This window comes from Streptococcus sp. V940, assembly GCF_054353495.1.
Map to the genome: position 1 here is coordinate 84,991 of NZ_JBTHHZ010000003.1, position 25,454 is coordinate 110,444.

24 protein-coding genes and 2 tRNA genes are annotated in these 25,454 nt (G+C 37.0%); 6 read left to right on the plus strand and 20 right to left on the minus strand.

Annotation, left to right across the window (positions count from 1 at the left end; genetic code table 11):
* Positions 1 to 17: 17 nt before the first annotated feature.
* From hpf to ACXYSM_RS08125, 3 genes are all read right to left on the minus strand, one after another.
* Positions 18 to 566 (minus strand): ribosome hibernation-promoting factor, HPF/YfiA family, encoded by a 549-nt coding sequence (hpf, locus tag ACXYSM_RS08115; protein ID WP_414265837.1) that lies wholly within the window; start codon positions 564 to 566, stop codon positions 18 to 20.
* Between the two features lie 79 nt (positions 567 to 645).
* Entirely contained in the window at positions 646 to 1,308 is a 663-nt protein-coding gene (locus ACXYSM_RS08120) for a ComF family protein (protein WP_458634974.1), read from the minus strand.
* Positions 1,305 to 2,603, minus strand: a complete 1,299-nt coding sequence (locus ACXYSM_RS08125) for a DEAD/DEAH box helicase (protein WP_458634975.1) — start codon at positions 2,601 to 2,603, stop codon at positions 1,305 to 1,307. The genes ACXYSM_RS08120 and ACXYSM_RS08125 overlap by 4 nt, the downstream gene beginning before the upstream one ends.
* A gap of 55 nt (positions 2,604 to 2,658) precedes the next feature.
* On the opposite strand from ACXYSM_RS08125, the gene ACXYSM_RS08130 reads away from it, so the two are divergent.
* Together ACXYSM_RS08130 and cysK are read left to right on the plus strand one after the other, a co-directional pair.
* Entirely contained in the window at positions 2,659 to 3,294 is a 636-nt protein-coding gene (locus ACXYSM_RS08130) for a YigZ family protein (RefSeq protein WP_458634976.1), read from the plus strand.
* A 154-nt stretch (positions 3,295 to 3,448) separates the two neighbouring features.
* Complete coding sequence (gene cysK / locus ACXYSM_RS08135; RefSeq protein WP_458634977.1) at positions 3,449 to 4,375, plus strand: cysteine synthase A; 927 nt, start codon at positions 3,449 to 3,451, stop codon at positions 4,373 to 4,375.
* A gap of 88 nt (positions 4,376 to 4,463) precedes the next feature.
* On the opposite strand, the gene tsf is transcribed toward cysK, so the two are convergent.
* The 12 genes from tsf to yfmF form a co-directional block, all read right to left on the minus strand.
* Positions 4,464 to 5,504, minus strand: a complete 1,041-nt coding sequence (tsf, locus tag ACXYSM_RS08140) for a translation elongation factor Ts (RefSeq protein WP_049494452.1) — start codon at positions 5,502 to 5,504, stop codon at positions 4,464 to 4,466.
* 78 nt (positions 5,505 to 5,582) lie between these two features.
* On the minus strand, positions 5,583 to 6,365 hold the full coding sequence (rpsB, locus tag ACXYSM_RS08145) for a 30S ribosomal protein S2 (protein WP_004250981.1): 783 nt from the start codon (positions 6,363 to 6,365) through the stop codon (positions 5,583 to 5,585).
* 224 nt (positions 6,366 to 6,589) lie between these two features.
* The gene (gene pcsB / locus ACXYSM_RS08150; protein WP_414314666.1) at positions 6,590 to 7,798 is read right to left on the minus strand and encodes a peptidoglycan hydrolase PcsB; all 1,209 of its coding nucleotides are present in this window, start codon (positions 7,796 to 7,798) and stop codon (positions 6,590 to 6,592) included.
* A 93-nt stretch (positions 7,799 to 7,891) separates the two neighbouring features.
* Entirely contained in the window at positions 7,892 to 8,386 is a 495-nt protein-coding gene (mreD, locus tag ACXYSM_RS08155) for a rod shape-determining protein MreD (RefSeq protein ID WP_006153377.1), read from the minus strand.
* Positions 8,383 to 9,204 (minus strand): rod shape-determining protein MreC, encoded by an 822-nt coding sequence (gene mreC / locus ACXYSM_RS08160; RefSeq protein WP_458634978.1) that lies wholly within the window; start codon positions 9,202 to 9,204, stop codon positions 8,383 to 8,385. Before mreC ends, mreD begins: the two co-directional genes overlap by 4 nt.
* Before the next feature lie 31 nt (positions 9,205 to 9,235).
* Complete coding sequence (locus ACXYSM_RS08165; RefSeq protein WP_458634979.1) at positions 9,236 to 10,030, minus strand: energy-coupling factor transporter transmembrane component T family protein; 795 nt, start codon at positions 10,028 to 10,030, stop codon at positions 9,236 to 9,238.
* A complete protein-coding gene (locus ACXYSM_RS08170) occupies positions 10,023 to 10,862 on the minus strand; it encodes an energy-coupling factor transporter ATPase (RefSeq protein WP_458634980.1) in 840 nt (279 codons plus the stop codon). Before ACXYSM_RS08170 ends, ACXYSM_RS08165 begins: the two co-directional genes overlap by 8 nt.
* Positions 10,847 to 11,674: an energy-coupling factor ABC transporter ATP-binding protein gene (locus ACXYSM_RS08175; RefSeq protein WP_458634981.1), complete on the minus strand. Its 828-nt coding sequence runs from the start codon at positions 11,672 to 11,674 to the stop codon at positions 10,847 to 10,849. Before ACXYSM_RS08175 ends, ACXYSM_RS08170 begins: the two co-directional genes overlap by 16 nt.
* A gap of 2 nt (positions 11,675 to 11,676) precedes the next feature.
* Complete coding sequence (gene pgsA / locus ACXYSM_RS08180; protein WP_024054159.1) at positions 11,677 to 12,216, minus strand: CDP-diacylglycerol--glycerol-3-phosphate 3-phosphatidyltransferase; 540 nt, start codon at positions 12,214 to 12,216, stop codon at positions 11,677 to 11,679.
* Between the two features lie 11 nt (positions 12,217 to 12,227).
* Positions 12,228 to 13,052 (minus strand): cytoskeleton protein RodZ, encoded by an 825-nt coding sequence (rodZ, locus tag ACXYSM_RS08185; RefSeq protein ID WP_458634982.1) that lies wholly within the window; start codon positions 13,050 to 13,052, stop codon positions 12,228 to 12,230.
* Positions 13,053 to 13,094: 42 nt separating this feature from the next.
* Complete coding sequence (yfmH, locus tag ACXYSM_RS08190; RefSeq protein WP_458634983.1) at positions 13,095 to 14,375, minus strand: EF-P 5-aminopentanol modification-associated protein YfmH; 1,281 nt, start codon at positions 14,373 to 14,375, stop codon at positions 13,095 to 13,097.
* A complete protein-coding gene (gene yfmF / locus ACXYSM_RS08195; protein WP_458634984.1) occupies positions 14,372 to 15,622 on the minus strand; it encodes an EF-P 5-aminopentanol modification-associated protein YfmF in 1,251 nt (416 codons plus the stop codon). The genes yfmH and yfmF overlap by 4 nt, the downstream gene beginning before the upstream one ends.
* 159 nt (positions 15,623 to 15,781) lie before the next feature.
* Between yfmF and yaaA the strand changes: the two genes are divergently transcribed.
* Together yaaA and recF are read left to right on the plus strand one after the other, a co-directional pair.
* Positions 15,782 to 16,150 (plus strand): S4 domain-containing protein YaaA, encoded by a 369-nt coding sequence (yaaA, locus tag ACXYSM_RS08200; RefSeq protein ID WP_006153329.1) that lies wholly within the window; start codon positions 15,782 to 15,784, stop codon positions 16,148 to 16,150.
* A gap of 2 nt (positions 16,151 to 16,152) precedes the next feature.
* Positions 16,153 to 17,244 (plus strand): DNA replication/repair protein RecF, encoded by a 1,092-nt coding sequence (gene recF, locus ACXYSM_RS08205; protein WP_458634985.1) that lies wholly within the window; start codon positions 16,153 to 16,155, stop codon positions 17,242 to 17,244.
* A 54-nt stretch (positions 17,245 to 17,298) separates the two neighbouring features.
* Here the strand turns inward: recF and guaB are convergent, their stop codons facing one another.
* On the minus strand, positions 17,299 to 18,777 hold the full coding sequence (guaB, locus tag ACXYSM_RS08210) for an IMP dehydrogenase (RefSeq protein WP_458634986.1): 1,479 nt from the start codon (positions 18,775 to 18,777) through the stop codon (positions 17,299 to 17,301).
* Positions 18,778 to 18,939: 162 nt separating this feature from the next.
* Positions 18,940 to 19,965 carry a tryptophan--tRNA ligase gene (gene trpS, locus ACXYSM_RS08215; protein WP_458634987.1) on the minus strand — a complete coding sequence of 342 codons (1,026 nt, stop codon included), beginning with the start codon at positions 19,963 to 19,965 and terminating at the stop codon, positions 18,940 to 18,942.
* A gap of 207 nt (positions 19,966 to 20,172) precedes the next feature.
* Here trpS and ACXYSM_RS08220 point away from each other — a divergent pair, with 207 nt between their 5' ends.
* On the plus strand, positions 20,173 to 21,795 hold the full coding sequence (locus tag ACXYSM_RS08220) for an ABC-F family ATP-binding cassette domain-containing protein (RefSeq protein WP_458634988.1): 1,623 nt from the start codon (positions 20,173 to 20,175) through the stop codon (positions 21,793 to 21,795).
* 112 nt (positions 21,796 to 21,907) lie between these two features.
* Here ACXYSM_RS08220 and ACXYSM_RS08225 read toward each other — a convergent pair whose 3' ends face one another.
* Positions 21,908 to 24,562, minus strand: coding sequence for a YhgE/Pip family protein (locus ACXYSM_RS08225; protein WP_458634989.1), 2,655 nt, complete (start codon positions 24,560 to 24,562; stop codon positions 21,908 to 21,910).
* Between the two features lie 129 nt (positions 24,563 to 24,691).
* Between ACXYSM_RS08225 and ACXYSM_RS08230 the strand changes: the two genes are divergently transcribed.
* Entirely contained in the window at positions 24,692 to 25,234 is a 543-nt protein-coding gene (locus ACXYSM_RS08230) for a TetR/AcrR family transcriptional regulator (protein WP_454380073.1), read from the plus strand.
* Positions 25,235 to 25,273: 39 nt separating this feature from the next.
* On the opposite strand, the gene ACXYSM_RS08235 is transcribed toward ACXYSM_RS08230, so the two are convergent.
* A tRNA-Asn gene (locus ACXYSM_RS08235) sits at positions 25,274 to 25,347 on the minus strand.
* A 5-nt stretch (positions 25,348 to 25,352) separates the two neighbouring features.
* Positions 25,353 to 25,424, minus strand: a tRNA-Glu gene (locus tag ACXYSM_RS08240).
* Between the last annotated feature and the right edge of the window lie 30 nt (positions 25,425 to 25,454).

Here is a 25,454-nt window from a genome sequence, read left to right on the forward strand (position 1 = left end):
TCTAAGCATATTAAGTATTATGATTCTTTCACTTCAAGAAGACCAATATCTCCATCTTCGCGTCGATAAATGACATTTGTTGTTTGATCTTCAACATCGATATAAATGAAGAAATCATGGCCCAATAAGTCCATCTGAAGAAGTGCTTCTTCAAGGTCCATTGGTTTTAAATCAATTTGTTTTGAACGAACAACTTTAGGTTGAGCAGCATCTGTCTCTTCTACCAAGGCATCTGTAAATAGTTGGCTAGTAGAAACTTTATTTCTGTTCTTACGTTCAATTTTAGTTTTATTTTTACGGATTTGACGTTCAATCTTATCTGTCACCAAATCAATAGATCCATACATATCTTGAGAAACGTCTTCTGCACGAAGAGTAATAGACCCAAGTGGAATTGTTACTTCTACCTTAGCAGTCTTTTCACGATACACTTTCAAATTGACACGCGCATCTAATTCTTGATCTGCTTGGAAGTATTTTTCGATCTTTTCGAGTTTAGAAACTACATAATCACGAATTGCTTCAGTTACTTCTAGGTTTTCACCACGGATACTATATTTAATCATATAAGTACCTTCTTTCTAAACATATTTGTTTTTCTACATTTATTATAACGCTTTCATAATCTTTTTGCAATCTTTTTCCTCATCTTACGAGGGAAAATGTTTTAACCTCTTCTGCTCCTGCATTTTCTAGCATACTCTTGACACGGTTAACAGTCGCTCCAGTCGTATAAATATCATCAATCAATAGAATCTTTTTGGGAATCCTACTGTCTTCTTTAATAAAAAACGGAAGTTCCGTGGCCAAACGCTCCGAACGATTTTTAGAAGAACTGGCTTTCTCTTCTCTTTTCCCTAATACATCCAGATGGGAAAGTCCTGCTGCTTCTATTAGGCCTGCAACCTGATTAAAACCTCTTTTTGCATACCTCTCAGGGCTTAAGGGTATTAAAATAAAATGATAATCCTTGTATTTGATTAGAAAATTCCTCAAAATCGTTGCAAAAATCTTTCGAAGTATATAATCACCATCAAATTTATAACGACTAAAGAAGTCTTTCATGGCTTGATTATAACTAAAAATCGCTTCATGGCTTACTTCAATCCCTTCTTTACACCAAAGTTGACAATCTTGACACGAACTTGACACTCCTTTTTTATGACAATTTGGGCAATGTTCTTCCCCAATCATTTCAAAACTTGAGTAACAAGCTAAACAAAGTGAGCCCTCCTCCTTTTTCAAAAAAAGAAGCTCTCCAAATGTTAGATTTTTCTTCAAATGTTGGTCACAAAGTAAACAAATCATAGGCCTGCCTCCTTGTTCATCAGTTTAATTTCCTTTATAGCATTCTTAATCGAACGATTTAATCCATTATGAAAGAAAATTAGATCTCCTGTAGGTCTATCCATGCTACGACCTACACGTCCTCCAATTTGAATGAGGCTTGATTTTGTAAAAAGACGATGGTTTGCTTCTACGACACAGACATCAACACAAGGGAAGGTAACTCCGCGCTCCAATATTGTTGTGCTTATCAATATGGTCAATTCCCTATCCCTAAAAGCTTGAACTTGCTCTAATCTATCTTCAGTAACTGAGGATACGAAACCAATTTTCTCATTTGGAAATTTCTCTTGTAAAATTTCCTTCAACTTCTCTCCCTTTGTAATTTCTGATGCAAATATTAGTAAGGGGTAGCCAGTTCTTCTCTGGTTTTCCACATATCTTTTTAGCTTTGGTGGTAGGCGAAACTTATCCAAACATTTATCCAGATCAGATAGCCAAACGGGTTTTGGAATAATTAAAGGATTTCCATGGAACCGTCTTGGCAAACTCAACCTTTTCAGTTCTCCTAAGCGAACCTTCTTATCCAACTCATCTGTAGAAGTTGCAGTGAGAAAAATTCTGAGTCCATTTTCCTTTACACAATTCTTTACAGCTTTGTAAAGCATCTTGTTGTCAACATAAGGAAAAGCATCTACTTCATCTACTACTAGCAAATCAAAAGCATGGTAAAACTTTAATAATTGATGAGTTGTTGCAACAACTAATGGTGTCCGAAAATATGGTATAGACTCTCCATGCAGTAAAGCTATTTCGCAAGCAAAGTCATTCTGCAATCGCTTATACAATTCCAAACAAACATCTATCCGTGGACTTGCTAGACAAACTGCGCCACCATCATTAATAACTTTCGCAACAACTTTATAAATCATCTCTGTCTTCCCAGCGCCAGTCACTGCATGAACTAAAGTCGGTTGCTGGTTCTCTACTGCTTGAAGTAAGCCTTCTGACACTTTCTCTTGAAATGGAGTCAATTGTCCCTTCCATTTAAGAACATCTTGTTTAGGAAAATCTTCTTGAGGGAAATAATATAAGGCCTGATCACTCCTGACTCGCTTCATCAACAAACATTCTCGGCAGTAATGAGCATTAATAGGTAGAGACCATTCATCTTGAATCATACTATCACATCGTTGGCAGAAGAGTTTCCCCTTCTCTTTTCTCATGCTTGGTAGCTTCTCCGCCAGTTGTCGTTCTTCAGGGCTTAATTCTTGTTCTGTAAAAAGTCGACCAAGATAATTTGGATTTATTTTCATACTTCTTTATTCGTAAAATCTAGAACTTTAGGTTATTTTTTAGTACAATAAAATTATGGAATTTAGAACGATAAAAGAGGACGGACAAGTCCAAGAAGAAATCAAAAAATCACGATTTATTTGTCATGCAAAACGTGTCTATAGTGAAGAAGAAGCTCGCGCCTTCATCAACGCAATCAAAAAAGAACACTATAAAGCTACCCACAACTGCTCTGCTTTTATCATAGGTGAGCGGAGTGAAATTAAGCGAACTAGTGACGATGGAGAGCCAAGTGGTACTGCTGGTGTACCTATGCTAGGAGTTCTAGAAAATCACAATTTGACCAATGTTTGTGTAGTTGTTACCAGATATTTTGGTGGTATCAAACTGGGAGCAGGAGGTCTTATTCGCGCTTATGCAGGTAGTGTTGCCTTAGCTGTCAAAGAAATTGGAATTGTTGAAATTAAAGAACAAGCAGGAATTCAAATTCAAATGAGCTATGCTCAATATCAAGAGTATGGGAATTTTCTTAAAGAACATAATCTTATGGAACTCGAAACCAACTTTACAGATCAAGTTGACACAATTATCTTTGTCGATAAAGAGGACAAAGAGGATACCAAAGCTGCCCTCATAGAATTTTTTAATGGGAAAGTTATCCTAACAGATCAAGGCTTACGAGAAGTTGAAGTTCCTGTAAACCTTGTGTAAATCACTTTTAAATATCTTTCTCAATTTTTAGATTTACACTGACTATTTTTCTGATTGTTATAAAAAAATCCTATCGCTTCGATAGGATTTCTATATTTTACAAAAGTTTAAGATAGCGTTATACTAGAAGCATCTTATATAAAGAGGTGCTAACATGGCTATTTATAACAATATCACAGAACTTATCGGAAAAACACCGATTGTTAAATTGAATAACATTGTACCAGAAGGTGCAGCAGACGTTTACGTAAAACTAGAAGCTTTTAACCCAGGTTCATCCGTTAAGGACCGCATTGCTCTCAGCATGATTGAAAAAGCAGAGCAAGAGGGTAAACTGAAACCAGGCTCTACTATTGTAGAAGCAACAAGCGGGAACACTGGTATCGGTCTTTCATGGGTTGGTGCTGCTAAAGGTTATAAAGTTGTCATCGTTATGCCTGAAACAATGAGTGTTGAACGCCGTAAGATCATCCAAGCTTATGGTGCTGAACTAGTCCTCACTCCCGGTAGTGAAGGAATGAAAGGTGCGATTGCAAAAGCGCAAGAAATTGCTGCTGAACGCGATGGTTTTCTACCATTACAGTTTAATAACCAAGCTAACCCAGAAGTTCACGAAAGAACAACAGGAGCTGAAATTCTAGCTGATTTCGGAGCTGATGGTTTAGATGCCTTTGTTGCTGGTGTTGGTACTGGAGGAACTATTTCTGGTGTCTCTCATGCTCTTAAAACTGCTAACTCAAACATTCAAGTTTTTGCAGTTGAGGCAGACGAGTCAGCAATCTTATCAGGTGAAAAACCAGGACCTCACAAAATTCAAGGTATCTCTGCAGGATTCATCCCAGAAACACTTGATACAGAAGCTTATGATAGTATCGTTCGCGTGACATCAGACAATGCTCTTGCACTTGGTCGCGAAATTGGTGGAAAAGAAGGTTTTTTGGTAGGTATTTCTTCTGCCGCAGCTATCTATGCAGCAATCGAAGTTGCTAAAAAACTTGGGGCAGGTAAAAAAGTCCTTGCGCTTGCACCAGATAACGGAGAACGTTACCTATCTACAGCGCTCTATGAGTTCGAAGTCTAGTCTCCTAAATACACAAAGCCCTTGTTAAAGGGCTTTTTAAATTTTTAATAATAAAAAGAGGAAGCAAACTTGCTTCCTCTTTTTATTATTAGTTATTCAAGGCTGCTGCCATTGTAGCTGCAACTTCAGCTTCAAAGTCATTTGCAGCTTTTTCGATACCTTCACCAACTTCAAAGCGAGCGAACTCAACTACTGAAGCGTTAACTGATTCAAGGTATGCTTCAACTGTCTTGCTGTCATCCATGATGTAGACTTGTGCAAGAAGTGTGTATGCTTGGTCAACTTTAGTGTTGTCAAGCATGAAGCGATCCATTTTACCTGGAATGATTTTGTCCCAGATTTTTTCTGGTTTTCCTTCTGCAGCCAACTCTGCTTTAATGTCAGCTTCAGCTTGAGCGATAACTTCATCAGTCAATTGTGCTTTTGATCCATACTTCAAGTGTGGAAGAGCTGGTTTGTTAACCATTGCACGGCTTTCGTTATCTTGGTCAATTACGTGATTCAATTGAGCCAACTCATCTTTAACAAATTGCTCATCCAATTCTTTGTATGAAAGAACCGTTGGTTTCATCGCAGCAATATGCATTGAGATTTGTTTAGCAAGTGCTTCGTCTCCACCTTCGATTACAGAGATAACACCGATACGTCCGCCGTTGTGTTGGTAAGCACCGAAGTGTTGTGCATCTGTTTTTTCAAGTAAAGCAAAACGACGGAATGAGATTTTTTCTCCGATAGTCGCTGTTGCAGATACATATGCAGCTTCAAGTGTTTCACCTGAAGGCATTGTCAATGCAAGTGCTTCTTCGTTGTTAGCTGGTTTACCTTCAGCGATTACTTTAGCTGTTGCATTTACCAATTCAACGAATTGAGCATTTTTCGCAACGAAGTCAGTTTCAGCATTTACTTCAACTACTGCTGCGACGTTACCGTTAACAAATACACCAGTCAAACCTTCTGCAGCAACACGGTCAGCTTTTTTAGCTGCCTTAGCCATACCTTTTTCGCGAAGCAATTCAATCGCTTTTTCGATATCACCTTCAACTTCGACCAATGCTTTCTTAGCGTCCATGACACCAGCACCAGATTTTTCACGCAACTCTTTAACAAGTTTAGCTGTAATTTCTGCCATTTTGATTCTCCTATATTTTTTAAAAATAGGAGAGCCGGGCTAAGCCCTGCCCTCCTAGGTAATGATTACTTATTTGAATTAAGCGTTGTCGCCTTCTACAACTTCAACGATTTCTTCGATTGAGTCTGCTTGAGCTTCTGAAGCTGCAAATTCTGCTTCAACTGCTGCTACAGCATCTTCACCTTGGCGACCTTCGATGATAGCGTCTGCCAATTTAGCTGTGATCAACTTAACTGCGCGGATAGCGTCATCGTTAGCTGGGATGATTACATCGATATCATCTGGATCAGTGTTTGTGTCAACCATCGCTACAACTGGGATACCCAATTTTTTAGCTTCTTTAACAGCGATTTGCTCTTTATGTGGGTCAACTACGTACATTACATCTGGGATGCGAGGCATGTCTTCGATACCACCCAAGAATTTTTCAAGACGAGCGCGTTGTTTGTTAAGAAGTGCAACTTCTTTCTTAGGAAGAACGTCGAAGATTCCTTCTTCTTCCATGCGTTTGATTTCTTTCAAACGAGCGATACGTTTTTGGATTGTTCCCCAGTTAGTAAGGGTACCACCCAACCAACGGTGGTTGATGTAGTATTGACCTGAACGTTCTGCTTCTTCTTTAACAGCGTCAGCAGCTTGTTTCTTAGTACCAACAAACAATACAACTGCATCGTTAGCTGCTGCATCACGCATAAAGTCGTAAGCTTGGTCAGCGTATTTTACAGTTTGTTGCAAGTCGATAACGTGGATTCCGTTACGCTCAGTGAAGATGTACTTAGCCATCTTAGGGTTCCAGCGACGAGTTTGGTGACCAAAGTGTACACCAGCCTCAAGAAGTTGTTTCATTGAAATTACTGCCATGAGTATTTCTCCTTTTTTGTTTTTTCCTCTTCTCGATTTCAGCTTGCAAAACAACCCAAAGGCAACAGTTTCACAATTCATCAAGAATGAGTATTATCGTTCACACGACAAAGTTCATTCTACCATAATTTCTCAATATTATCAAGCTATTTTGATAGTTTTTTAGCAGAACTTCTCAATTTAAAGACAAGAAAAGAGACTCAGAAAGAGTCTCAATTTTTTCATTAGTTTGGATAGATGTAAGTAACATAACCTTCAGAAGTTGTAGTTGGGTTGAACCATCCACGTTTGTTACCGATTGTACGATCTCCACCGTAGTTAGATTCTGATACTTGGATACTTGATGATGATGAAACAGCTGTAACAACCGCTACGTGTCCATAGCCACCATCATTCCAACATGCAATCGCACCAACTTGTGGTTGAGAACCAGTACGGAAACCTGCTGCAGCTGCACTTGTTGCCCACTGCGCTCCGTTACCCCAGTAATCTCCAGCCCAAGGTGCCAATGTTTTAGCTCCCCATGTACATTCACCTGTTGGATAACTTGAAGCGTTTGTACTATATGTAGGACGTTGGCTTACAGGAGTTGGTGCAGGTGTGTAACTTGAGTCATCATCTGATGAAGATGAAGAACTTGAAGTTGCTTGTACTTGTGCTGCAAATGTTGTGTTTGCTGAAGCTGCAACTGTTTGTTGTTGACTTGTTTGTTGAGCTTTGTAAGCTGCTTCTGCCTCAGCCGCTGCTTTCGCTTCTGCCTCAGCTGCTGCCTTTTGCTCTAGCAAGGTAGCTTTTTCACCTTCTGCAGTAGCTTTTTCTGCTGCAAGATTCAACTCAGCCACTTTCAATTCAGCTTGTTTTGTTGTCAAAGCTTGGGCGTCATCTGCAAGTGTTTGTTGGTTGGCAATAACTGTGTTGATTGCTTCATTGTTAGCAACTTGTTTCTCAGCAATAGCTTTTTTATCTTCTTTTTGTTGTTGCAACATTTTGTTGTTAGCTGACACAATTTCACTCATAGCTGCTACACGAGAAATAGCTTCTGTGATTGAGTTTGAGTTAATAATTGTGTTAATGTAGCTTGTAGCAGTTCCGTTAGTTTGTGCACTACGAGCTTGGTTTTCAAGCGATTCATTACGAGCTACGATATTTTTTGAAAGCTCTGTGATTTCACCTTCAAGTTTTTTAGATTCTTCTTGAAGATTTTCATTCTCAGTTTGCAACTTTTCTTGTTCTGTTTGAATAGCTGTAACTTGAGTTTGAATCTCATCAACTTGTTTTTGAGCTTCCTTTTGTTGCGTTGTCAACTCACTAATTTTGCTATCTTGAGCTGCAATTTTTTCATCTGTTGTGTTAGCTTTAACACTTGAAAGAACAGCTCCTTGCGAAACCAATACTGTACTTAACAAAAGTGATGCTAGAATTTTTTTCTTCATATGTGTAAATACTCCTTCTTAAAAAAGACAATACTAGTATATCAAAAAAAGGCCTAATAAATATTACGCCTTTATTACAGTTTTGTTTCTTTCTTATAGATATATTTTTTCAAAAATATATTGGAAAACTATCATCCATATAAAATTCAATATCATAGTAGGACCCAGACTATAAACTATAAAAACAGGTAGATTTTCTGCAGTCAATCCTACCAGGTGTGCTAGGATAAAGCTACCAAATTCAAATGTAAAAGTCATCATTAAAATAGCTAATAATCTTGTCCATCTATTTAACAAAATAACAGAGTTGCTTTTATATACGATTGCTCCAATAATCACAAAAAGAAGACTGGCTATCCCTATCAGATGGAAGAAATAGATATCGTATATAAGTCCTAGAACCAAGCAATAGGCCAAAAACAGATATTCTGATACTTCTATTGTCTCGAATAATAAGAAGATGAAGATAAAGTGGCTTACAATTTGAAGATGTGGAAAAAAGCTATTTACAAATTGTCCTAAGTGGCTATCTATTAAAATGATTACGGGCAAGAGCAAAAACATCCCTATTTGCTTAAAAAGTCTCATGATGGATTCCCCACTAACTCTACGACTTTAAGATTCATTGGATCAGCATGCATTTTGACCATAACTTCTCTTGTCAGATAATCATTGGTAGGGGTCACAGATACGACTTCTCCTACAGGAATGTCTGTGACATTGAAGTTCCCCAAACCTCCAGTTACTACTTTATCACCTTGACTAATATCTCCACTATTATTTAGCTGACTAATTTTCAGTAGTTCTTTTTCCTTGTCATAGCCAACGATAATACCATAAATACTACTAGATCCATGCTGAATTTTAACAGAAATTTTCTCTGTATTTTCAGCATTTGTTAATAAATTGACCACAGTTGAGTTATCTTCTACGTTTTCAACGCTTCCAACCAATCCTCCACCAGAAACAACAAGCATACTAGTTGTTACACCTTGTTGCGAACCAACATTAACTGTTAATTCTTGTTTCCAAGTCGCCGGAGTTCTCATGATAACATCCGCAGCAATTAGCTTAGTCGAATTCAATTTTGACTTCATATCTAGTAATTGACGCAGTTGTTCATTTTCTTCTTTTAAGCGATCTGCTTCATTCTTTTCCTTTTCCATCTGATAGAATTCTTTTTTGAGAGTTTCATTCTCATTGTAAGCCCTCGTCAAATTTCCTAAATCTGACTTTGTAGATTCTATCCATTGAAATGGTTTTTGCACAATTCTATCTATCAGAGAAATGCCATCTCCAGCTTTTGTCACAACTGTACTTGATTTCGTCATTACTAAAAGAACAGAAACTACTAACACAACGACAAATAGAACAATGATATATTTTGATTTTTTAAAACGGTTCATACCTCTACCCTATCTCATTCTATACTTCACTTTAGGATTTCAACAAAAATAGAATCAAACCCAACACACTTACAAGGAGTAAGGCCACACTATCTTTATTCATCCAATTCAACTGCCGGTACTGACTGCGTCCGTTACCACCTTGATATCCTCTAGCCTCCATGGCTGTAGCAAGAGAATCCGCTCGTTTCAAACTCGTAGCGAATAAAGGAATCAAAATAGGAATCATAGCCTTAACTTTTTGGATTATATTCCCTTCTCCAAAATCAACACCACGCGCCTTTTGAGCGTTCATGATTCGAATCGTATCATCCATTAATGTTGGTACAAAACGTAAACTCATAGACAACATGAGCCCGATTTCATGAACAGGAACCTTAAATCTTTTCAAGGGTTCAAGCAAGGACTCAACTGCTGTAGCCAAGCTTAATGGCATGGTTGTCAAGGTAAGCAAAGTTGAGAAAAAGATAATCAACACAAAGCGGCAAAAAATGATTCCCGCCTGCTCAATGCCATGACTCGTGATTTTAATAAACCCCATCTCGAACAAGACATCTCCACCAGAGATAAAGAAAAGTTGAAAAAGGGTTGTAAAAGCAATCAGAAAAAACATGGACCGCAAACCTTTTATGAAAAAGGATAAGGGAACCTCAGATAAGGCTACAAATATACCTGTTACAACGAAAAGGATCAGATTAGTTATTGGATTATTGGCCCAAAAAACGATCATAATCAATAAAATCATTGCCACTAACTTACTACGAGGATCCAAACGATGAACAATCGAATTTCCTGGTATGTAACGACCTAAAATCATGTTATCCATTGATGAACTCCTTAAACTCCTCTATTGTTATCGGCAATTGTTTAAAAGAAACCCCTCGTTCAGCTAGCCTTTGGGCAAATCTTGTAATTTTTGGAACACCTAATTGGATTTTTTCCATGAATTCGACATTTTGAAAAACAAGACTTGGCTTCCCACTCTTGACCAACTTTCCTTTTTCCATCACATAAACTTGGTCAGCAAATTCGGCCACATCATCCATCAGATGGGTCACTAAAACAATCGTGATACCATCCTGATGAAGTTTTTTAAACAAGGCCATTAACTCTTTTCGACCAATTGGATCCAAACCAGCTGTTGGCTCATCTAAGACCAAAATGCTAGGCTCCATCGCCAAAATACCAGCAATCGCAACCCTTCTCATTTGTCCGCCTGAAAGCTCAAAGGGACTACGTCCAAAGAGTGACTCATCAATTCCTACTAAAGCTAGTTTTTCACGCGCAATAGCTTCTGCCTCTTCTATAGAAACTCCAAAATTTTGAGGTCCAAAAGCCACATCTTTTAAGACAGTCTCCTCAAAGATTTGATTTTCTGCAAACTGAAAGACTAAGCCCACTTGTTTGCGAATTTGACGAATTTGCTTATTGACGGATGTTGATGTAATTAATGTATCAAAGACACGAACACTTCCCTTTGTGGGAACCAACAAACCATTCAAAAGTTGAAGAATTGTAGATTTCCCACTTCCTGTATGCCCAATAATTGCTGTATAAGATCCATCCTCTATTGACAAATTAACATCGGACAAGGCAGCTGAGGCAAAGGGGGTACCTTCCTGATACGTATAACTCACATTGTCTAGAATAATTCCCATAAAGCCTCCTCGAGCTCCTCTTCGGTCAGGTAGTGCTCTGGTAATTTCAAGCCACTAGTACGTAGCGATTCTTTTAATTGGTTGACAAAGGGTTGATCTAAACCAATTTGATCTAAATCTGACCTAGAAAATAGTTCTCTAGGAGTACTAGTTGATTCGATTTCTCCTTTTTTCATCACCAAAACACGGTCACTCATGGCCACCTCATCTAGGTCATGCGTAATGGAGATTACTGTCATTTGGTGATCTTGGCGAATCTTTTGGACAATCTTAATCAACTCTAGTCGTCCCTCTGGATCCAACATGCTTGTAGCCTCATCCAAAATTAAAATGTCTGGTCGCAGAGCAACAACTCCTGCGATAGACACTCTCTGTTTTTGGCCACCTGACAAGCGAGCTGGTTCCTTTTTAGAAAATTCAGCCATCCCAACTAATGACAGAGCTTCAGAAACTCGCTTCTTCATCTCTTCAAGTGGAATCCCTTGATTTTCAAGCCCAAAAGCAACGTCATCTTCTACGGTTGCCCCCACGAATTGGTTATCAGGATTTTGAAATACCATACCAATCTTACGTCTTTTTTCCCAGACGTTTTCCGGAGTTAGGCAATCACCGTCTATCCAAATTTCTCCAGATTCCGCTTCTAGCAAACCGTCAATCAAGCGAACAGTTGTTGATTTTCCACTACCATTATGACCAACGATAGACAACCATTCTCCACGTTTCACGTGAAACGAAATGTTATGAACATCATAGTGTTCTTGATCTGCCTGGTATCGAAATGACAGATTCTTAATTTCAATAATCGATTCCATATCTAGCGAAAGGTTCCTTTAAACAAATACGCGCTTCCCTTGAAGTAATCATAACCAGAATAAACTGTAAAGAACAAAGCGATATAAAGAGTTATCTGACCAAGTAAATTCCAATGAAATAACAAGAAGATAATCGCAAACATCTGGCTAAATGTTTTGATTTTTCCTGGCATTGCTGCAGCTAAAACAGTTCCTCCAGTTTCAACTAAGAGTAGACGCAACCCAGTAACAGCAAGTTCTCGGCAAATGATAACAGCTACTACCCAAGCAGGAGCCATATTTAGACCTACTAGCATGATAAATGCCGACATAACTAACAACTTATCTGCCATTGGATCTGCGAATTTCCCAAAATTGCTAACTACTTGCCATTTTCTAGCTAAATAGCCATCTAGATAGTCAGTGATACTGGCAACGGCAAAAATAATTGCTGCTATTTTATGTAACACAGGAGACTGTCCAAATGATAGAAGGAGAACAAAAATCGGAATAAATAAAATTCTACCAAGCGTAAGTATATTAGGAATATTCTCTTTTTTCATGTTATCCTTCCTTAATTTGAACTTAATTTCAATGTAATCCAGCCAGTTTGACCAGTTAATTTCGAAGTATCAATTTCCTGATTATCTATCTTGATTTTCACGCCTTTGACAACACCTAATGTGATAGTTACTGGAGAGCCTTTAGAAACTGTTGTTTTGGCCATCTTATTATTAGGCTCAAGAGTTGTTCCTCCAGCCAATTCAGTATCTGAAACACTAATCCAGCTTGTTGCATCCGTCACAGATAGTTGAAGTTCGGCAGTATCTTTAGCAGTTTTATATTCTACCGATATAACATCTCCCTGACCAGAAACCGTCACAGTTGATGCGTCGCTCGAACTTGATGGGCTAGTGGTTTGATTGCTAGTTGTTGTTTCACTACTTGTTGCACTTGTTGTCGTCACAACATTATAGTTGGCTGAAGTTGTTGCTGTCGGTTGTGTTTGAATGTAATTCCAAACATAATAAGAAACAAAAATTATAATAGATAAGGAGAAGAGAATAAAGTAAAACAGAGGGAGCAAGGAACGTTTCTTGCGATTAGAACGTCTACGACCTGATAGTTCTATCTCATCAACATCAACTTCCTCATAGGTAATCATACTCCCTGAATCATATGCGTCTAAAACAAGATTTTCATCCAACTCAACTGCCCAAGCATACTTCCTCAAAAAAGAACGTGTATAAAAAGGGCTTGGCAATTGGTCGAAATCATCTGATTCTAAAGCCTCAAGCAGATTCAGCTGAATGTCTGTCTTGCGCTGCAATTCCTCTAAACTCAAACCTTGATTAATTCTTGCTAAACGTAACACTTCGCCAATTGTTTTTTTTCTCATACTTACCATGCCTTCTTTCTAGTCTATTTTATATTTCAATGGCTATAGTGGAAAAATTGTAAATTCAACTATTTCACTATTGTCGATAAAATGATGTCCTACCTCAAGAACATCATCCAAGGTCATTTCCTGTATAATCTTTGGCAAATCAAACAGGGTTGTTTCGTCAGAATGTGACTGATATTGGGTCGCAATAAATTCTAAAGAGTTCATATTATGGATAAATTCTCCATAAATTTCACTTTTGATTAAATCAAGATGTTCCTCTGATACATCCGAATCAGTAGCAAAGTTCTGAATTGCCTTTCGGAATTGATGCGAAATTGACACAGGCTCCTTCGTGTCCATTGTCAGCATCAAAAAGTTAAAACGTCGATTGATTTCAACTTCTAAAGATAATGAAGAATCTAATTTCCCAGTTTCATACAAACTCTGAAATCTTTTAGAGGTCCAACCAAACATCATCGTAAATAACGCTCTTAATAGAACGCTATATCGATAGCAGTCCTGATGACCCATATCAGAATTCGTTCGAACTCCTATTGCTAATTTAGGTGATGCAACATCCATACGAATGCTCTCAACCTTCTTTACAGGGTGTAAAGTGATTGGTTCTTTTGGATTTTGAACTATACAACCTCCAATATCCTTTTGCGAGAAATAATTCTGTATCAACTCTAAATCAAAATTTCCAACGAGGAAAATTTGGCTATTGACAGGAGTGTAAAATTCATCAAAATTGTCCCGTAGATCCTCTAAACTAATATCTTCTATCGAATCTTCAGTCCCAACAATGTCTGAAGCTAGTGGAGTTTCTGGATATAGATTTGCAAGTGTTTTAAAGAACAAGCAAGAATCAGGATCATCCTGATACATTTCGCGTTCTTGTTGAATAATATCCTTTTCTCGTTCAACAGATTCTTCAGTAATGTTAAAGCTAGTAACAAGCTCGTCAAGCAAGTCCAAACACTCAGCGACATTGTCAGAGGTTGAAAAAAGATAACTTGTATTTGTAAAGCTTGTAAAGGCGTTACTATCTGCACCTAATTTGGTAAATGCAGCCATGATATCTTCAGAATTTTCTCTTTCAAAAAGTTTATGTTCTAAAAAATGAGCAATCCCCTTAGGATATGTTTTCTTTTTACTATCTCTAGCTGTAAACTCAGTGTCAACTGAACCAACATAGACAGTTACTACACCATAAACTTCGTTAAAATCATTTTTAGGAAGTAAAGAAACTGTCAGTCCGTTTTCTAATTTTGCTTGATAAAGAGTTTCCTTTACAGCAGGATAATATTTCTCTTGAAAAGTAACTCTAGTCATTCTGCTCCTTCCATAAAATAGATAGCCTGCAATTTCAAACTAGATGCCACCCTACAGATTTCATCCTTGTCAACTTGCTCTAGTCTCTCTATCAAAGTATCTAGGTCTAAAGCCGATTTACCAAAAAAGAGGCTTAAGTACTCTCTGTCTATAATCGAATCTTGATTATCCTGACTCAACAACATCGTCCTACGAATCATTTCCTTAGTTTGATTAACTTCAGCATCTGTAAATCTACCATTTTTGATAGCTAACAATTGATCATTCATCAATTTTCTTACCTTGTTTCGGTTTTGACGATTTATCCCAGCAAACAATCTTAAAAATCCACTAAAGAGATCTAAGTGACTAGAAACAGTGTAGGCCAAACCTTCCTTTTCCCTAACTTGGGTAAACAATTTAGAGTGCGGGAAAGCTCCAAGCAAACCATTCACAAGAAGCAAGGCCATCTTTTGATCATCTCCATAACCAATTGTGCTATGATAACCCATTTCTAGAATAGACTGACCTAGGTTTTTCCTAGCAATTCCTTCTCTAAGAACATTTGAATAACCTTGCTGATATTGAATGTTTACAGTTTCTTTACGACCTGTCAAGTTAAATTTCTTCAAGTTTTCTAAGACTTCAATTTCATTAAAATCACCTAAAAAGAATAAATCAATTCTATCTTCCTTCAGCATTTTTTGAAAACTTGAATAGCAAGATTTAGAAGTCTCTTCGGAAATTCTGGCAATTAAATCTCTAGGAACTAACTGCATTGATTCCTCTTGGAAAAACAACTGATCCAATTCTTTATGGGCAAAGAAGAAAGGATCCTCTAATTCTGATTCTAATCTCGCCAACAATTGTTTTTTTTCAATTTCAAAGGCATTGTCGTCAAATTCATCTTCATTTGACAATGGATTAAATATGACTTGATACAATAATTCTAAAATCTGAGCAGTTAATACGTTCTTCTTACTTAAAAATTCATCTCGAACATAAGTCAAACTCACGTCTACTAAGTGACTTTGCCCCCTTCTATACGCATGAGTTGACAAATCTGCTCCATACAATGCTGCCAGATGTTTTCTAAGAACCTGAGCAGTTGGATAGCCTTTATTAGCAGTTTCAAGCATACTGGCACTTAGCATGCGACCAGAAATTAAATCCAGAGATAATGGAGCTGTGAAACGCATGGTTATTTTATTTGTCTTAAACTTTTTAGATTGGATAAAATGCACTGCAATTCCAGGGAATAACTCCATCTTTTACCTCCTTTTACATAGAGTTCTATTATACCATGAAAACGAAAATTTTTCCCGTTCTCTTTGACTCTTTTGAAATTAAAATCGTTTTCATATCAGTTGTTTCTTCTCAACTATTTTGTGCAAAATATGGTATAATACCAAAGATTGAGGTGAACTATGGAATACAAATTATTTGAAGAATTTATTACTCTCCAAGCTCTTTTGAAAGATCTTGGAATCATCCAAAGTGGCGGTGCTATTAAATCTTTTTTAGCGGACCATCTTGTATATTTTAATGGAGAATTAGAGAATCGTCGAGGCAAGAAAATTAGAATCGGGGATTCTATTGAAATTCCTGATTTAAAAACTCAAATTATTCTAGTTAAACCAACATCAGAAGAACTAGAGGAGTTTCGTCTAGAAAAACTTGAGAAAGAACGTGTAGCTAAGCTTGTCAAGGAAATGAATAAAAAAGTTCAAAAAAAGCCAACAAAAAAAGCTCAAGCAACAAAAACAAAACCTACACCACGTTTCCCAGGTAGATAAATATGTGGCTGAAAAATCTATCCATTAAACAATTTCGTAACTATCGAGATGTCGAAGTTAATTTTAATCCAAAATTAAATGTATTTGTTGGCCGAAACGCTCAAGGAAAAACCAATCTTCTTGAAAGTATTTACTTTTTAGCCTTAACGAGAAGTCATCGAACTAAGACTGATAAAAATTTAATTCAATTTGAAGAAGAACAACTGCAAGTTTCTGGAATCTTACAAAAGAAAACAGCAAGCATTCCACTTGAAATTGACCTAACACAAAAAGGGCGAATTACTAAAGTGAATTACTTAAAACAAGCTCGCCTATCAGACTATATTGGTCATATGAATGTTGTCTTATTCGCTCCAGAAGATTTACAACTTGTCAAAGGCGCTCCGGCCATTCGTCGTAAATTCATTGACATAGAATTAGGGCAAATTAAACCGATTTACTTGTCAGACCTGTCAAGTTATAACCACGTCCTTAAACAGAGAAATACCTATCTCAAATCTACACAAAACATAGATGAGACTTTCCTAACTGTTCTTGATGACCAACTGGTAGAGTATGGCTGTCGTGTAATGAATCATCGAGCTGACTTTATCCAGAAAATGGAACTCTTTGGCAAAAAAAAACATTTTGACATCTCAAATCAGTTAGAAGAGTTGTCAATCCGTTATCAACCTTCTGTAAACTTTGTTGATAAGGAAAATTTGGCTGAATCTTTCCATATAGCACTTCAAAAAAGTAGATCCAGAGATTTATTTAAGAAGAATACTGGAGTTGGTCCTCATCGAGATGATATGATTTTCATGATTAATGGAATGGAAGCAAGTTTCGGAAGTCAAGGGCAACATCGTAGCTTGGTGCTTTCTATAAAACTTGCTGAAATCGAATTGATGGAGAGCATTACCAAAGAATCTCCCATTCTTTTACTTGACGATGTCATGAGTGAACTTGACAATACTCGTCAACTTAAATTATTGGAAACTATTTCTCATAACATTCAAACTTTTATTACAACTACTAGTTTAGACCACCTTCAAAACTTACCTGATAACTTGAGCGTCTTTACAGTAGATAGTGGTCAATTGACTGTAAATTAAACTTTACATCTATGTAAAATAAAAAAATCTCCCGTTTAACAGGAGATTTTTTTATTACATTGAATAGTTAGGTGCTTCATTAGTGATTTGCACATCGTGTGGATGGCTTTCTTTTAGACCCGCACCTGACATTTCGATAAACTGAGCATTGTCATGTAATTCTTTTAAGTTAGCAGCACCACAGTAACCCATACCAGAACGAATACCACCAATCATTTGGAAAACAATATCAGCTGCTGCACCTTTATAAGCAACACGACCTTCGATTCCTTCTGGAACCAGTTTGTTTGCTTCATTGACAGAACCTTGGAAGTAACGGTCGCTTGAACCCTTCTTCATAGCAGCGATTGAACCCATACCGCGGTATGTCTTGAACTTACGTCCTTGGAAGATTTCAGTTTCACCTGGAGCTTCATCCGTTCCTGCAAACATTGATCCGAGCATCACTGCGTTTCCTCCAGCAGCAAGGGCTTTTACAATATCTCCAGAATACTTGATTCCACCATCAGCAATGATTGTTTTGCCATATTCACGCGCAACTGCTGCTGCATCGTAAATTGCTGTTACTTGAGGAACTCCTACACCAGCGATAACACGAGTTGTACAGATTGAACCTGGGCCAATACCGACTTTAACAACGTCAACACCTGCATCATAAAGAGCACGCGCACCTTCAGCAGTAGCGATGTTCCCAGCAATCAGTGTACGGTCTGGGAAATGAGCACGAATTTCAGCGATTTTACGAAGTACACCTGCTGAGTGACCATGGGCAGTATCGATAACAATAGCATCAGCTCCTGCTTCAAAGAGGGCTTCTGCACGTTCAAATGTATCAGAAGTAACACCTACTGCACCAGCAACTAGAAGACGACCGAATTCATCTTTTGCCGCATTTGGGAACTCAATCACTTTTTCAATATCTTTAATGGTGATTAAACCAGAAAGACGACCCTCTTCGTCAACTAGAGGTAGTTTTTCAATACGGTGTTCTTGAAGAATACTCTCAGCAGTTTTTAAATCTGTACCAACCGGAGCAGTAACTAGGTTTTCACTAGTCATGTGTTTTGAAATTGGTTGGTTGTAGTCAGAAATGAAACGCAGATCTCGGTTAGTCAAAATACCAACTAACTTACGGTTTTCTAGAGTTTCAACCACTGGGACACCACTGATACGGTAACGGCCCATGAGTTCATCTGCTTCAGCGATTGTATGTTCAGGAGTCAAGAAGAATGGATCAATGATAACACCATTTTCAGAACGTTTTACCTTACGAACTTCATCTGCCTGTTGTTCGATAGACATATTTTTATGGATAACTCCAAGTCCACCTGCACGCGCGATTGCAATGGCCATTTGGCTCTCTGTTACAGTGTCCATTGCAGCTGTAATAATTGGGATATTTAAAGTCAAATTATCTGCCAATTTTGTTGTTAAATCCGCATCATTAGGCAACACATGACTCTCTGCTGGAATTAGCAATACATCATCAAAGGTAAAACCTTTTTTCAAAAATTTAGTGCCCCAATTAGACATTGAAGTTTCCTCTTTTCTTTCTTTATTGAGCTAAACGCTTTTTGTATTGTATCTATCATACCATTCTATGAAAATTTGTCAATTAAATTTATAAGAGAATAAATAAAAAACTATCCCTCTTATTTTAAAGAAGAAATAGTTTTATAGTTCATATTTTATCCATTAGTGAAAGTAATTTAGACCCATTGCAGCTTTTACTTCTGATAGTGTTTGCCCAGCAACTTCTCGAGCTTTTTCACTACCTTTTTGGAGCATATTATAAACCTCACCCATATCTTTAGCATATTCTAGGCGACGTTCGCGGATTGGACCAAGTTCACGTTCTAGGATTTCAAGTAGGTAACGTTTGGTCTTAACATCACCAAGGCCTCCACGTTGATAATGTTCCTTCATTTCAGCAATTTCTTGAGCATCCTCAGGTCGACCGAATACGTCCAAGTAATGGAAAACCATATTTCCTTCAATCTTACCTGGATCCTCAACACGAATATGGTCTGGATCTGTATACATACTCATTACTTTTTTACGCAAAGTATCTGCATCATCAGCTAGGTAAATTCCATTATTAAGTGATTTCGACATTTTGGCATTACCATCAAGACCTGGTAAACGTCCCGCACCTTCGTGCTCAGGGTAAATTCCTTCTGGTTCTACTAAAACATCACAGTTATAGGTATGGTTGAAAGAACGCACAATTTCACGTGTTTGTTCAATCATCGGCTTTTGATCATTCCCTACTGGAACCAAGTTAGCCTTAAATGCTGTAATATCTGCTGCTTGCGCAACAGGATAAACTAAAAATCCAGTTGGAATACTTTCACCAAAGCCTTTTTGAGCAATTTCAGTCTTTACGGTTGGATTTCGTTCCAAGCGAGCTAATGAAACTAGGTTCATATAATACATAGAGAGCTCTGCCAATTCTGGAATCTGGCTTTGAATGAAAATCGTTGCTTTATTAGGATCTAATCCCACTGCAAGATAGTCCAAAACAACATTCCCAATAGACTCTACAATAGTTTGTGGATCTTTTGCATGGTCTGTTAGTGCTTGCTGGTCAGCTAAAAAAACAAACATGTCATATTTATTTTCTTCTTGTAGTAAGACACGATTTTTCAAGCTACCAACGTAGTGCCCAATATGTAATTTCCCCGTTGGACGATCTCCTGTTAAAATAATGGGTTTACTCATAATATTCTCCTTTGATATGGTCCTTTCAATTATAGCATTTTTTTGATAAAAAGACAGATAATTTTTTTATTGAAACAATAGAGATGTTACCCCTTTCAATCGTAAAGGAGTTGTCAACTTTGTTTACAAAAAATTGACAAATAAAAATTTGAATAATTGATGATTTTCTAGTAGAATTAGAGTATTACATATAATAGGAGAAAAACTTTGCTAACAGTATCTGATGTTTCACTACGTTTTAGTGATCGTAAACTTTTTGATGATGTAAACATCAAATTTACAGAAGGAAATACCTATGGTTTGATTGGTGCCAACGGTGCTGGAAAATCAACCTTTTTAAAAATCTTAGCTGGTGATATTGAACCAACAACTGGTCATGTCTCTCTAGGACCAGACGAACGTCTTTCAGTTCTTCGTCAAAATCACTTTGACTATGAGGACGAACGTGTTATTGATGTTGTCATCATGGGAAATGAAAAACTTTACAACATCATGAAAGAAAAAGACGCCATTTATATGAAGGAAGATTTTTCAGATGAAGATGGCGTTCGTGCTGCTGAACTTGAAGGAGAATTTGCTGAACTAGGTGGTTGGGAAGCTGAGAGTGAAGCTTCACAACTTTTACAAAATTTGAATATCCCAGAAGAACTTCATTATCAAAATATGAGTGAACTTTCAAATGGTGACAAAGTGAAAGTACTCCTTGCTAAAGCTCTATTTGGTAAACCGGATGTCCTTCTTTTGGATGAGCCTACCAACGGTCTTGATATTCAATCTATTACCTGGTTAGAAGATTTCTTGATTGATTTTGATAACACAGTTATTGTCGTATCTCATGACCGTCACTTTTTGAACAAAGTATGTACTCACATGGCCGACCTTGACTTTGGAAAAATCAAACTCTACGTTGGTAACTACGACTTCTGGAAGGAATCCTCTGAACTTGCAGCTAAATTACAAGCTGACCGTAATGCAAAAGCAGAAGAAAAGATCAAACAACTTCAAGAATTCGTTGCTCGATTCTCTGCCAATGCTTCTAAATCAAGACAAGCGACTTCACGTAAGAAAATGCTTGATAAGATTGAATTAGAGGAAATTGTACCTTCTAGTCGTAAATACCCATTTATCAACTTTAAAGCAGAACGAGAAATCGGTAATGATCTCTTGACAGTAGAAAATCTATCTGTAAAGATTGACGGTGAAACTATCCTTGACAATATCAGCTTTATTTTACGCCCAGGTGATAAAACAGCTCTTATCGGTCAAAACGACATCCAAACAACTGCACTGATTCGTGCAATTATGGGTGAAATTGATTATGAAGGAACTGTCAAGTGGGGAGTTACAACTAGTCGCTCATACTTGCCAAAAGACAATTCAGCTGATTTTGCTGGTAGCGAATCTATCCTTGACTGGTTGCGTCAATTTGCAAGTAAAGAAGAAGATGATAATACCTTCCTACGAGGATTCTTAGGTCGTATGCTTTTCTCTGGAGACGAAGTTAACAAACCTGTAAACGTCTTGTCGGGGGGAGAAAAAGTGCGCGTGATGCTTTCAAAACTCATGCTTTTGAAATCAAACGTCCTTGTGCTTGACGATCCTACAAATCACTTAGACTTGGAATCAATCTCAAGTCTGAATGATGGGTTGAAAAACTTTAAAGAATCAATCATCTTTGCCAGTCATGACCATGAATTTATTCAAACACTGGCAAATCACATCATCGTCCTTTCTAAAAATGGTGTCATTGATCGTATTGATGAAACCTATGACGAATTCCTAGAAAATGCTGAAGTTCAAGCAAAAGTAAAAGAACTTTGGAAAGACTAAATTCGATTATAAAAACTCAGTTGGTTAATCCAACTGAGTTTTATTGTTTTTATGAATTTTTAGTTGATAGTTCTATCAATCTGTTTATATCATTGTTTCACGTGAAACCTATCTAATCTTCGTCCATTTTCTTAGGTTGATAAGCCAGCATACCTAATCCTATGAATAGAACTAACGTTACAAGAAGGAAAATTACTTGATGATGCATATTTCCTGTCATAGAAATTGTTTGTCTCAATCCTGAAACTGAATAACTCATTGGTAACCATGGATTGACAGCTTTAAAGAAATCATTTGTCAAAGCAAGTGGATAGGTTCCTGCACTTGATGCTAATTGCAATAATAACAAAATAAGAGAGAAGAAAGCACCTAAACGACTATTCCATGTCGTTAAAGCAGTTACCATCGACATAAAGGTCAAACTTGCGATAATGATTAAGAATAAGGTTCTCATTTCATGATTTGCCGTTAGGCCTATAAGATGAACTCCTCCATAGACTAAGACAGCTGCTAACACAGCAATGACTCCATTTATCTCGAAGCGAGATTTAAACCAAGCCCAGCGACTTTCAGGATGACGACCTGAAGGTAATTTAGCAAAAATCATATTTGTTGATAATGCAGCAACAAAGAGGGCGACTGATATCATATAAGGAGCCATAGCAATTCCATTTACAGGAACTTGATCATTATCTGTTTTTGAAAGACTCAAAGGCTCAGATAATATTTCTGCATTATTAGGCTCTGTTGATGCTGATTTTAGTTGATTGTTAGCATTACTTAATCCTTTTCCTAGCCCTGTAGCTCCTACTTGTAAACTTTCTATACCAGCAGTTAAAGTTGCACCGCCATCTGCTAATTTCCCAGCACCGTCTGCAATTTTTTCTGCACCACTTCCTAATTGAGAGCTAGCTGAAAGTAATTGACTTGATTTATCCGTTAATTGACTTGAGCCTAGATATATTTTATCAAGACCTAACATTAACTCTGGACTCTTACTATTTAATTGACTTGAGCCAGATGAGAGTTTTTCGATACCTGTTACTAGTTCTGGAGTTTTCCCAGCTAGCGAATCCAAACCAGTTGTCAAGGTTGAAGAGTTTTCTGTCAACTTACTTGATCCAGAAACCAATTGATCCAAACTTGTTGTTAAAGTTGTATTCTTTTCATTTAGTTGGTTTACACCTAAAGAAATGGTATCCAACCCTTTAGTATAATCATTAACTCCATTTTCAATCGATTGACTTCCAGGAACTAACTTATTATCTACAGCATTTTGCAACTGTGTAAATCCACTTGACATAGATGTCAAGGAACTAGACGCCACAGGTAATACTTGATTTGCTTTAGTCTGTAAAGTAGATAGATTAGAGACTGGTTGGTTTACACTTCCCAAATTTTCTTTTAAATCTCCTATCGTCGTTAAAATTGCTTTTGCTGACTCTATCGTAGAATTAGAATTATTTGAAACAGCTGCAGTCAGTTCTTGTTTCTGAGTATCAGTAAGAGATTGATAAGTTGCTGTTGCTTGAAGATTGGTAAGAGTTTTCTCTTGCTCTGTTTGACTATTAGTCACAATAGTTTGAGCAAGAGTAGATATAGTCGCTAAATCATTAGATATTGTACTTTTAAGTTCAGTATTATCTGAAATAGTTACAGCTTGAAGTGCTTTATTCAATTCATCTAAACTAGTTGCTAATTGAGTGATTTCCTCTTTTTGTTGAGATGAAGTATTCAATTGAGTCGAAATTTCTTTAATCCCTTTATTTAATTGGGTAATACCGTCTCTTAATGTATCTGATTGACTAGATAATTGATTTGCCCCAATAGATAGCTTGTCAACACCGCTTGTGTAAGCATTGACACCAACTGAAAATTGATTGAGACCTGTATTCAGTTGCGAAACTCCTCCTGCATATGACTTCATTCCAATATTTAGCTGATTGACACCTGCTACTAATTCTGGAGTCTTGGAAGATAATTGATTAAGTCCAGTGTCAATCTGTGAAACTGCACTTGTATAGTTCTGTAAACCATCATTAAATGTACCTAAGCCACTATTCAGTTGCTTTACTCCTGTTACATACGTTGTCAACCCTTTTGTAAATTGATTTGTGCCATCATAAAAGGTTAAACTTGAACTAGCTAAAGTATCAAGATTAGAAGACAATGTCTGACTTCCTACAGCTAACTGACTAGCCCCATTGGCCAATTGTTCACTTCCATCAGCTGCCTTCGTTAAACCAGATTTTAAATCTCCCATCTTTTGAAATAAAGCTTTCATATAGGTTTCGGTTACATTAGCAGAAACATTTTGTTTTAACTGTGTCATGGCAGAATCACTCATCTTGCTTGCAATGAAACTATGCCCGCTAGAAGTTTGATAGTTAATATTCATTTGTTCTGGGTGATCTGATAGAATAGAAGCAGCCTTTTCAGATAAGTCACTTGGTAAAGTTACTACCATATAGTAATCACCGTTTTCTAGACCCCTCTTACCTTCTTCTTCACTGACAAAATGAAAATCTAATGATTTATTTTGCTCTAAATTGGAAACCATGTCTTTTCCAATAGTCATTGTGTTTCCATTATAAGATGCTTCTTTATCATTATTAACGACCGCTACAGGTAACTCAGATAACTGGCCATATGGATCCCACATAGATGATAAAAATATGATATTGTATAAAGCAGGAATAAGAGAAATCCCTATCATTACAATGATAAAGGTTGGTTTTTTAAATATTGCTTTCCATTCTTTAAACATATTGTCTCCTTTTTTTATACATATTGTCTAAAATTTTGATATAATAGATTATACATTAAAAAATCTTATTTACAAGTCAAAATTATCATTTTTAGACATTGAGTCTATTTTTGTTCACAAGGAGGAACTATGAAAGAAAGTAACAAACGCTTAAAAACCAAACGTACTATTGAGAACGCCATGGTTCAATTATTAACGGAACAACCATTTGATCAAATTAGCACTATTAAGCTGGCAGAAAAAGCCGGAATTAGTCGGTCTAGTTTTTATACTCATTACAAAGATAAGTATGATATGATTGAACATTACCAAAGTAAGCTTTTTCATACCTTTGAGTATATTTTCCAAAAACACGCAAATCATAAAAGAGATGCTATTCTAGAAGTGTTTGAATACTTAGAGTCTGAACCTTTACTAGCTGCTCTTCTATCTGAAAATGGTACAAAAGAGATACAAAACTTCCTGAGAAATAAACTTCACATTATGCTTAGTACTGACCTCCAAAAACGCTTTATGCAATTAAATTTAAACAATATTGAGTTAGAGTATAGCAGTATTTATCTAACAAACGCACTATTTGGTGTATGCCAAACCTGGATTGCTCATGGAAAAAAAGAAAGTCCACAAGAAATGACAAACTTTCTTATGAAAATGTTAGGAGATGTAAATTAGAGACAAAAAAAGAACACCAATGGTGTTCTTTTTGTTTAACTCCGCCAGTAGGACTCGAACCTACGACATCATGATTAACAGTCATGCGCTACTACCAACTGAGCTATGGCGGATAATATAGTCCGTACGGGATTCGAACCCGTGTTACCGCCGTGAAAAGGCGGTGTCTTAACCCCTTGACCAACGGACCATCTATCTGTAGCAGATATAACCATTATAT

Excerpts from the sequence above, each read along its gene's own strand:
- hpf (WP_414265837.1), bottom strand. The coding sequence starts at position 566 with ATGATTAAATATAGTATCCGTGGTGAAAACCTAGAAGTAACTGAAGCA.
- ACXYSM_RS08120 (WP_458634974.1), bottom strand. The coding sequence starts at position 1,308 with ATGATTTGTTTACTTTGTGACCAACATTTGAAGAAAAATCTAACATTT.
- ACXYSM_RS08125 (WP_458634975.1), bottom strand. The coding sequence starts at position 2,603 with ATGAAAATAAATCCAAATTATCTTGGTCGACTTTTTACAGAACAAGAA.
- ACXYSM_RS08130 (WP_458634976.1), top strand. The coding sequence starts at position 2,659 with ATGGAATTTAGAACGATAAAAGAGGACGGACAAGTCCAAGAAGAAATC.
- cysK (WP_458634977.1), top strand. The coding sequence starts at position 3,449 with ATGGCTATTTATAACAATATCACAGAACTTATCGGAAAAACACCGATT.
- tsf (WP_049494452.1), bottom strand. The coding sequence starts at position 5,504 with ATGGCAGAAATTACAGCTAAACTTGTTAAAGAGTTGCGTGAAAAATCT.
- rpsB (WP_004250981.1), bottom strand. The coding sequence starts at position 6,365 with ATGGCAGTAATTTCAATGAAACAACTTCTTGAGGCTGGTGTACACTTT.
- pcsB (WP_414314666.1), bottom strand. The coding sequence starts at position 7,798 with ATGAAGAAAAAAATTCTAGCATCACTTTTGTTAAGTACAGTATTGGTT.
- mreD (WP_006153377.1), bottom strand. The coding sequence starts at position 8,386 with ATGAGACTTTTTAAGCAAATAGGGATGTTTTTGCTCTTGCCCGTAATC.
- mreC (WP_458634978.1), bottom strand. The coding sequence starts at position 9,204 with ATGAACCGTTTTAAAAAATCAAAATATATCATTGTTCTATTTGTCGTT.
- ACXYSM_RS08165 (WP_458634979.1), bottom strand. The coding sequence starts at position 10,030 with ATGGATAACATGATTTTAGGTCGTTACATACCAGGAAATTCGATTGTT.
- ACXYSM_RS08170 (WP_458634980.1), bottom strand. The coding sequence starts at position 10,862 with ATGGGAATTATTCTAGACAATGTGAGTTATACGTATCAGGAAGGTACC.
- ACXYSM_RS08175 (WP_458634981.1), bottom strand. The coding sequence starts at position 11,674 with ATGGAATCGATTATTGAAATTAAGAATCTGTCATTTCGATACCAGGCA.
- pgsA (WP_024054159.1), bottom strand. The coding sequence starts at position 12,216 with ATGAAAAAAGAGAATATTCCTAATATACTTACGCTTGGTAGAATTTTA.
- rodZ (WP_458634982.1), bottom strand. The coding sequence starts at position 13,052 with ATGAGAAAAAAAACAATTGGCGAAGTGTTACGTTTAGCAAGAATTAAT.
- yfmH (WP_458634983.1), bottom strand. The coding sequence starts at position 14,375 with ATGACTAGAGTTACTTTTCAAGAGAAATATTATCCTGCTGTAAAGGAA.
- yfmF (WP_458634984.1), bottom strand. The coding sequence starts at position 15,622 with ATGGAGTTATTCCCTGGAATTGCAGTGCATTTTATCCAATCTAAAAAG.
- yaaA (WP_006153329.1), top strand. The coding sequence starts at position 15,782 with ATGGAATACAAATTATTTGAAGAATTTATTACTCTCCAAGCTCTTTTG.
- recF (WP_458634985.1), top strand. The coding sequence starts at position 16,153 with ATGTGGCTGAAAAATCTATCCATTAAACAATTTCGTAACTATCGAGAT.
- guaB (WP_458634986.1), bottom strand. The coding sequence starts at position 18,777 with ATGTCTAATTGGGGCACTAAATTTTTGAAAAAAGGTTTTACCTTTGAT.
- trpS (WP_458634987.1), bottom strand. The coding sequence starts at position 19,965 with ATGAGTAAACCCATTATTTTAACAGGAGATCGTCCAACGGGGAAATTA.
- ACXYSM_RS08225 (WP_458634989.1), bottom strand. The coding sequence starts at position 24,562 with ATGTTTAAAGAATGGAAAGCAATATTTAAAAAACCAACCTTTATCATT.
- ACXYSM_RS08230 (WP_454380073.1), top strand. The coding sequence starts at position 24,692 with ATGAAAGAAAGTAACAAACGCTTAAAAACCAAACGTACTATTGAGAAC.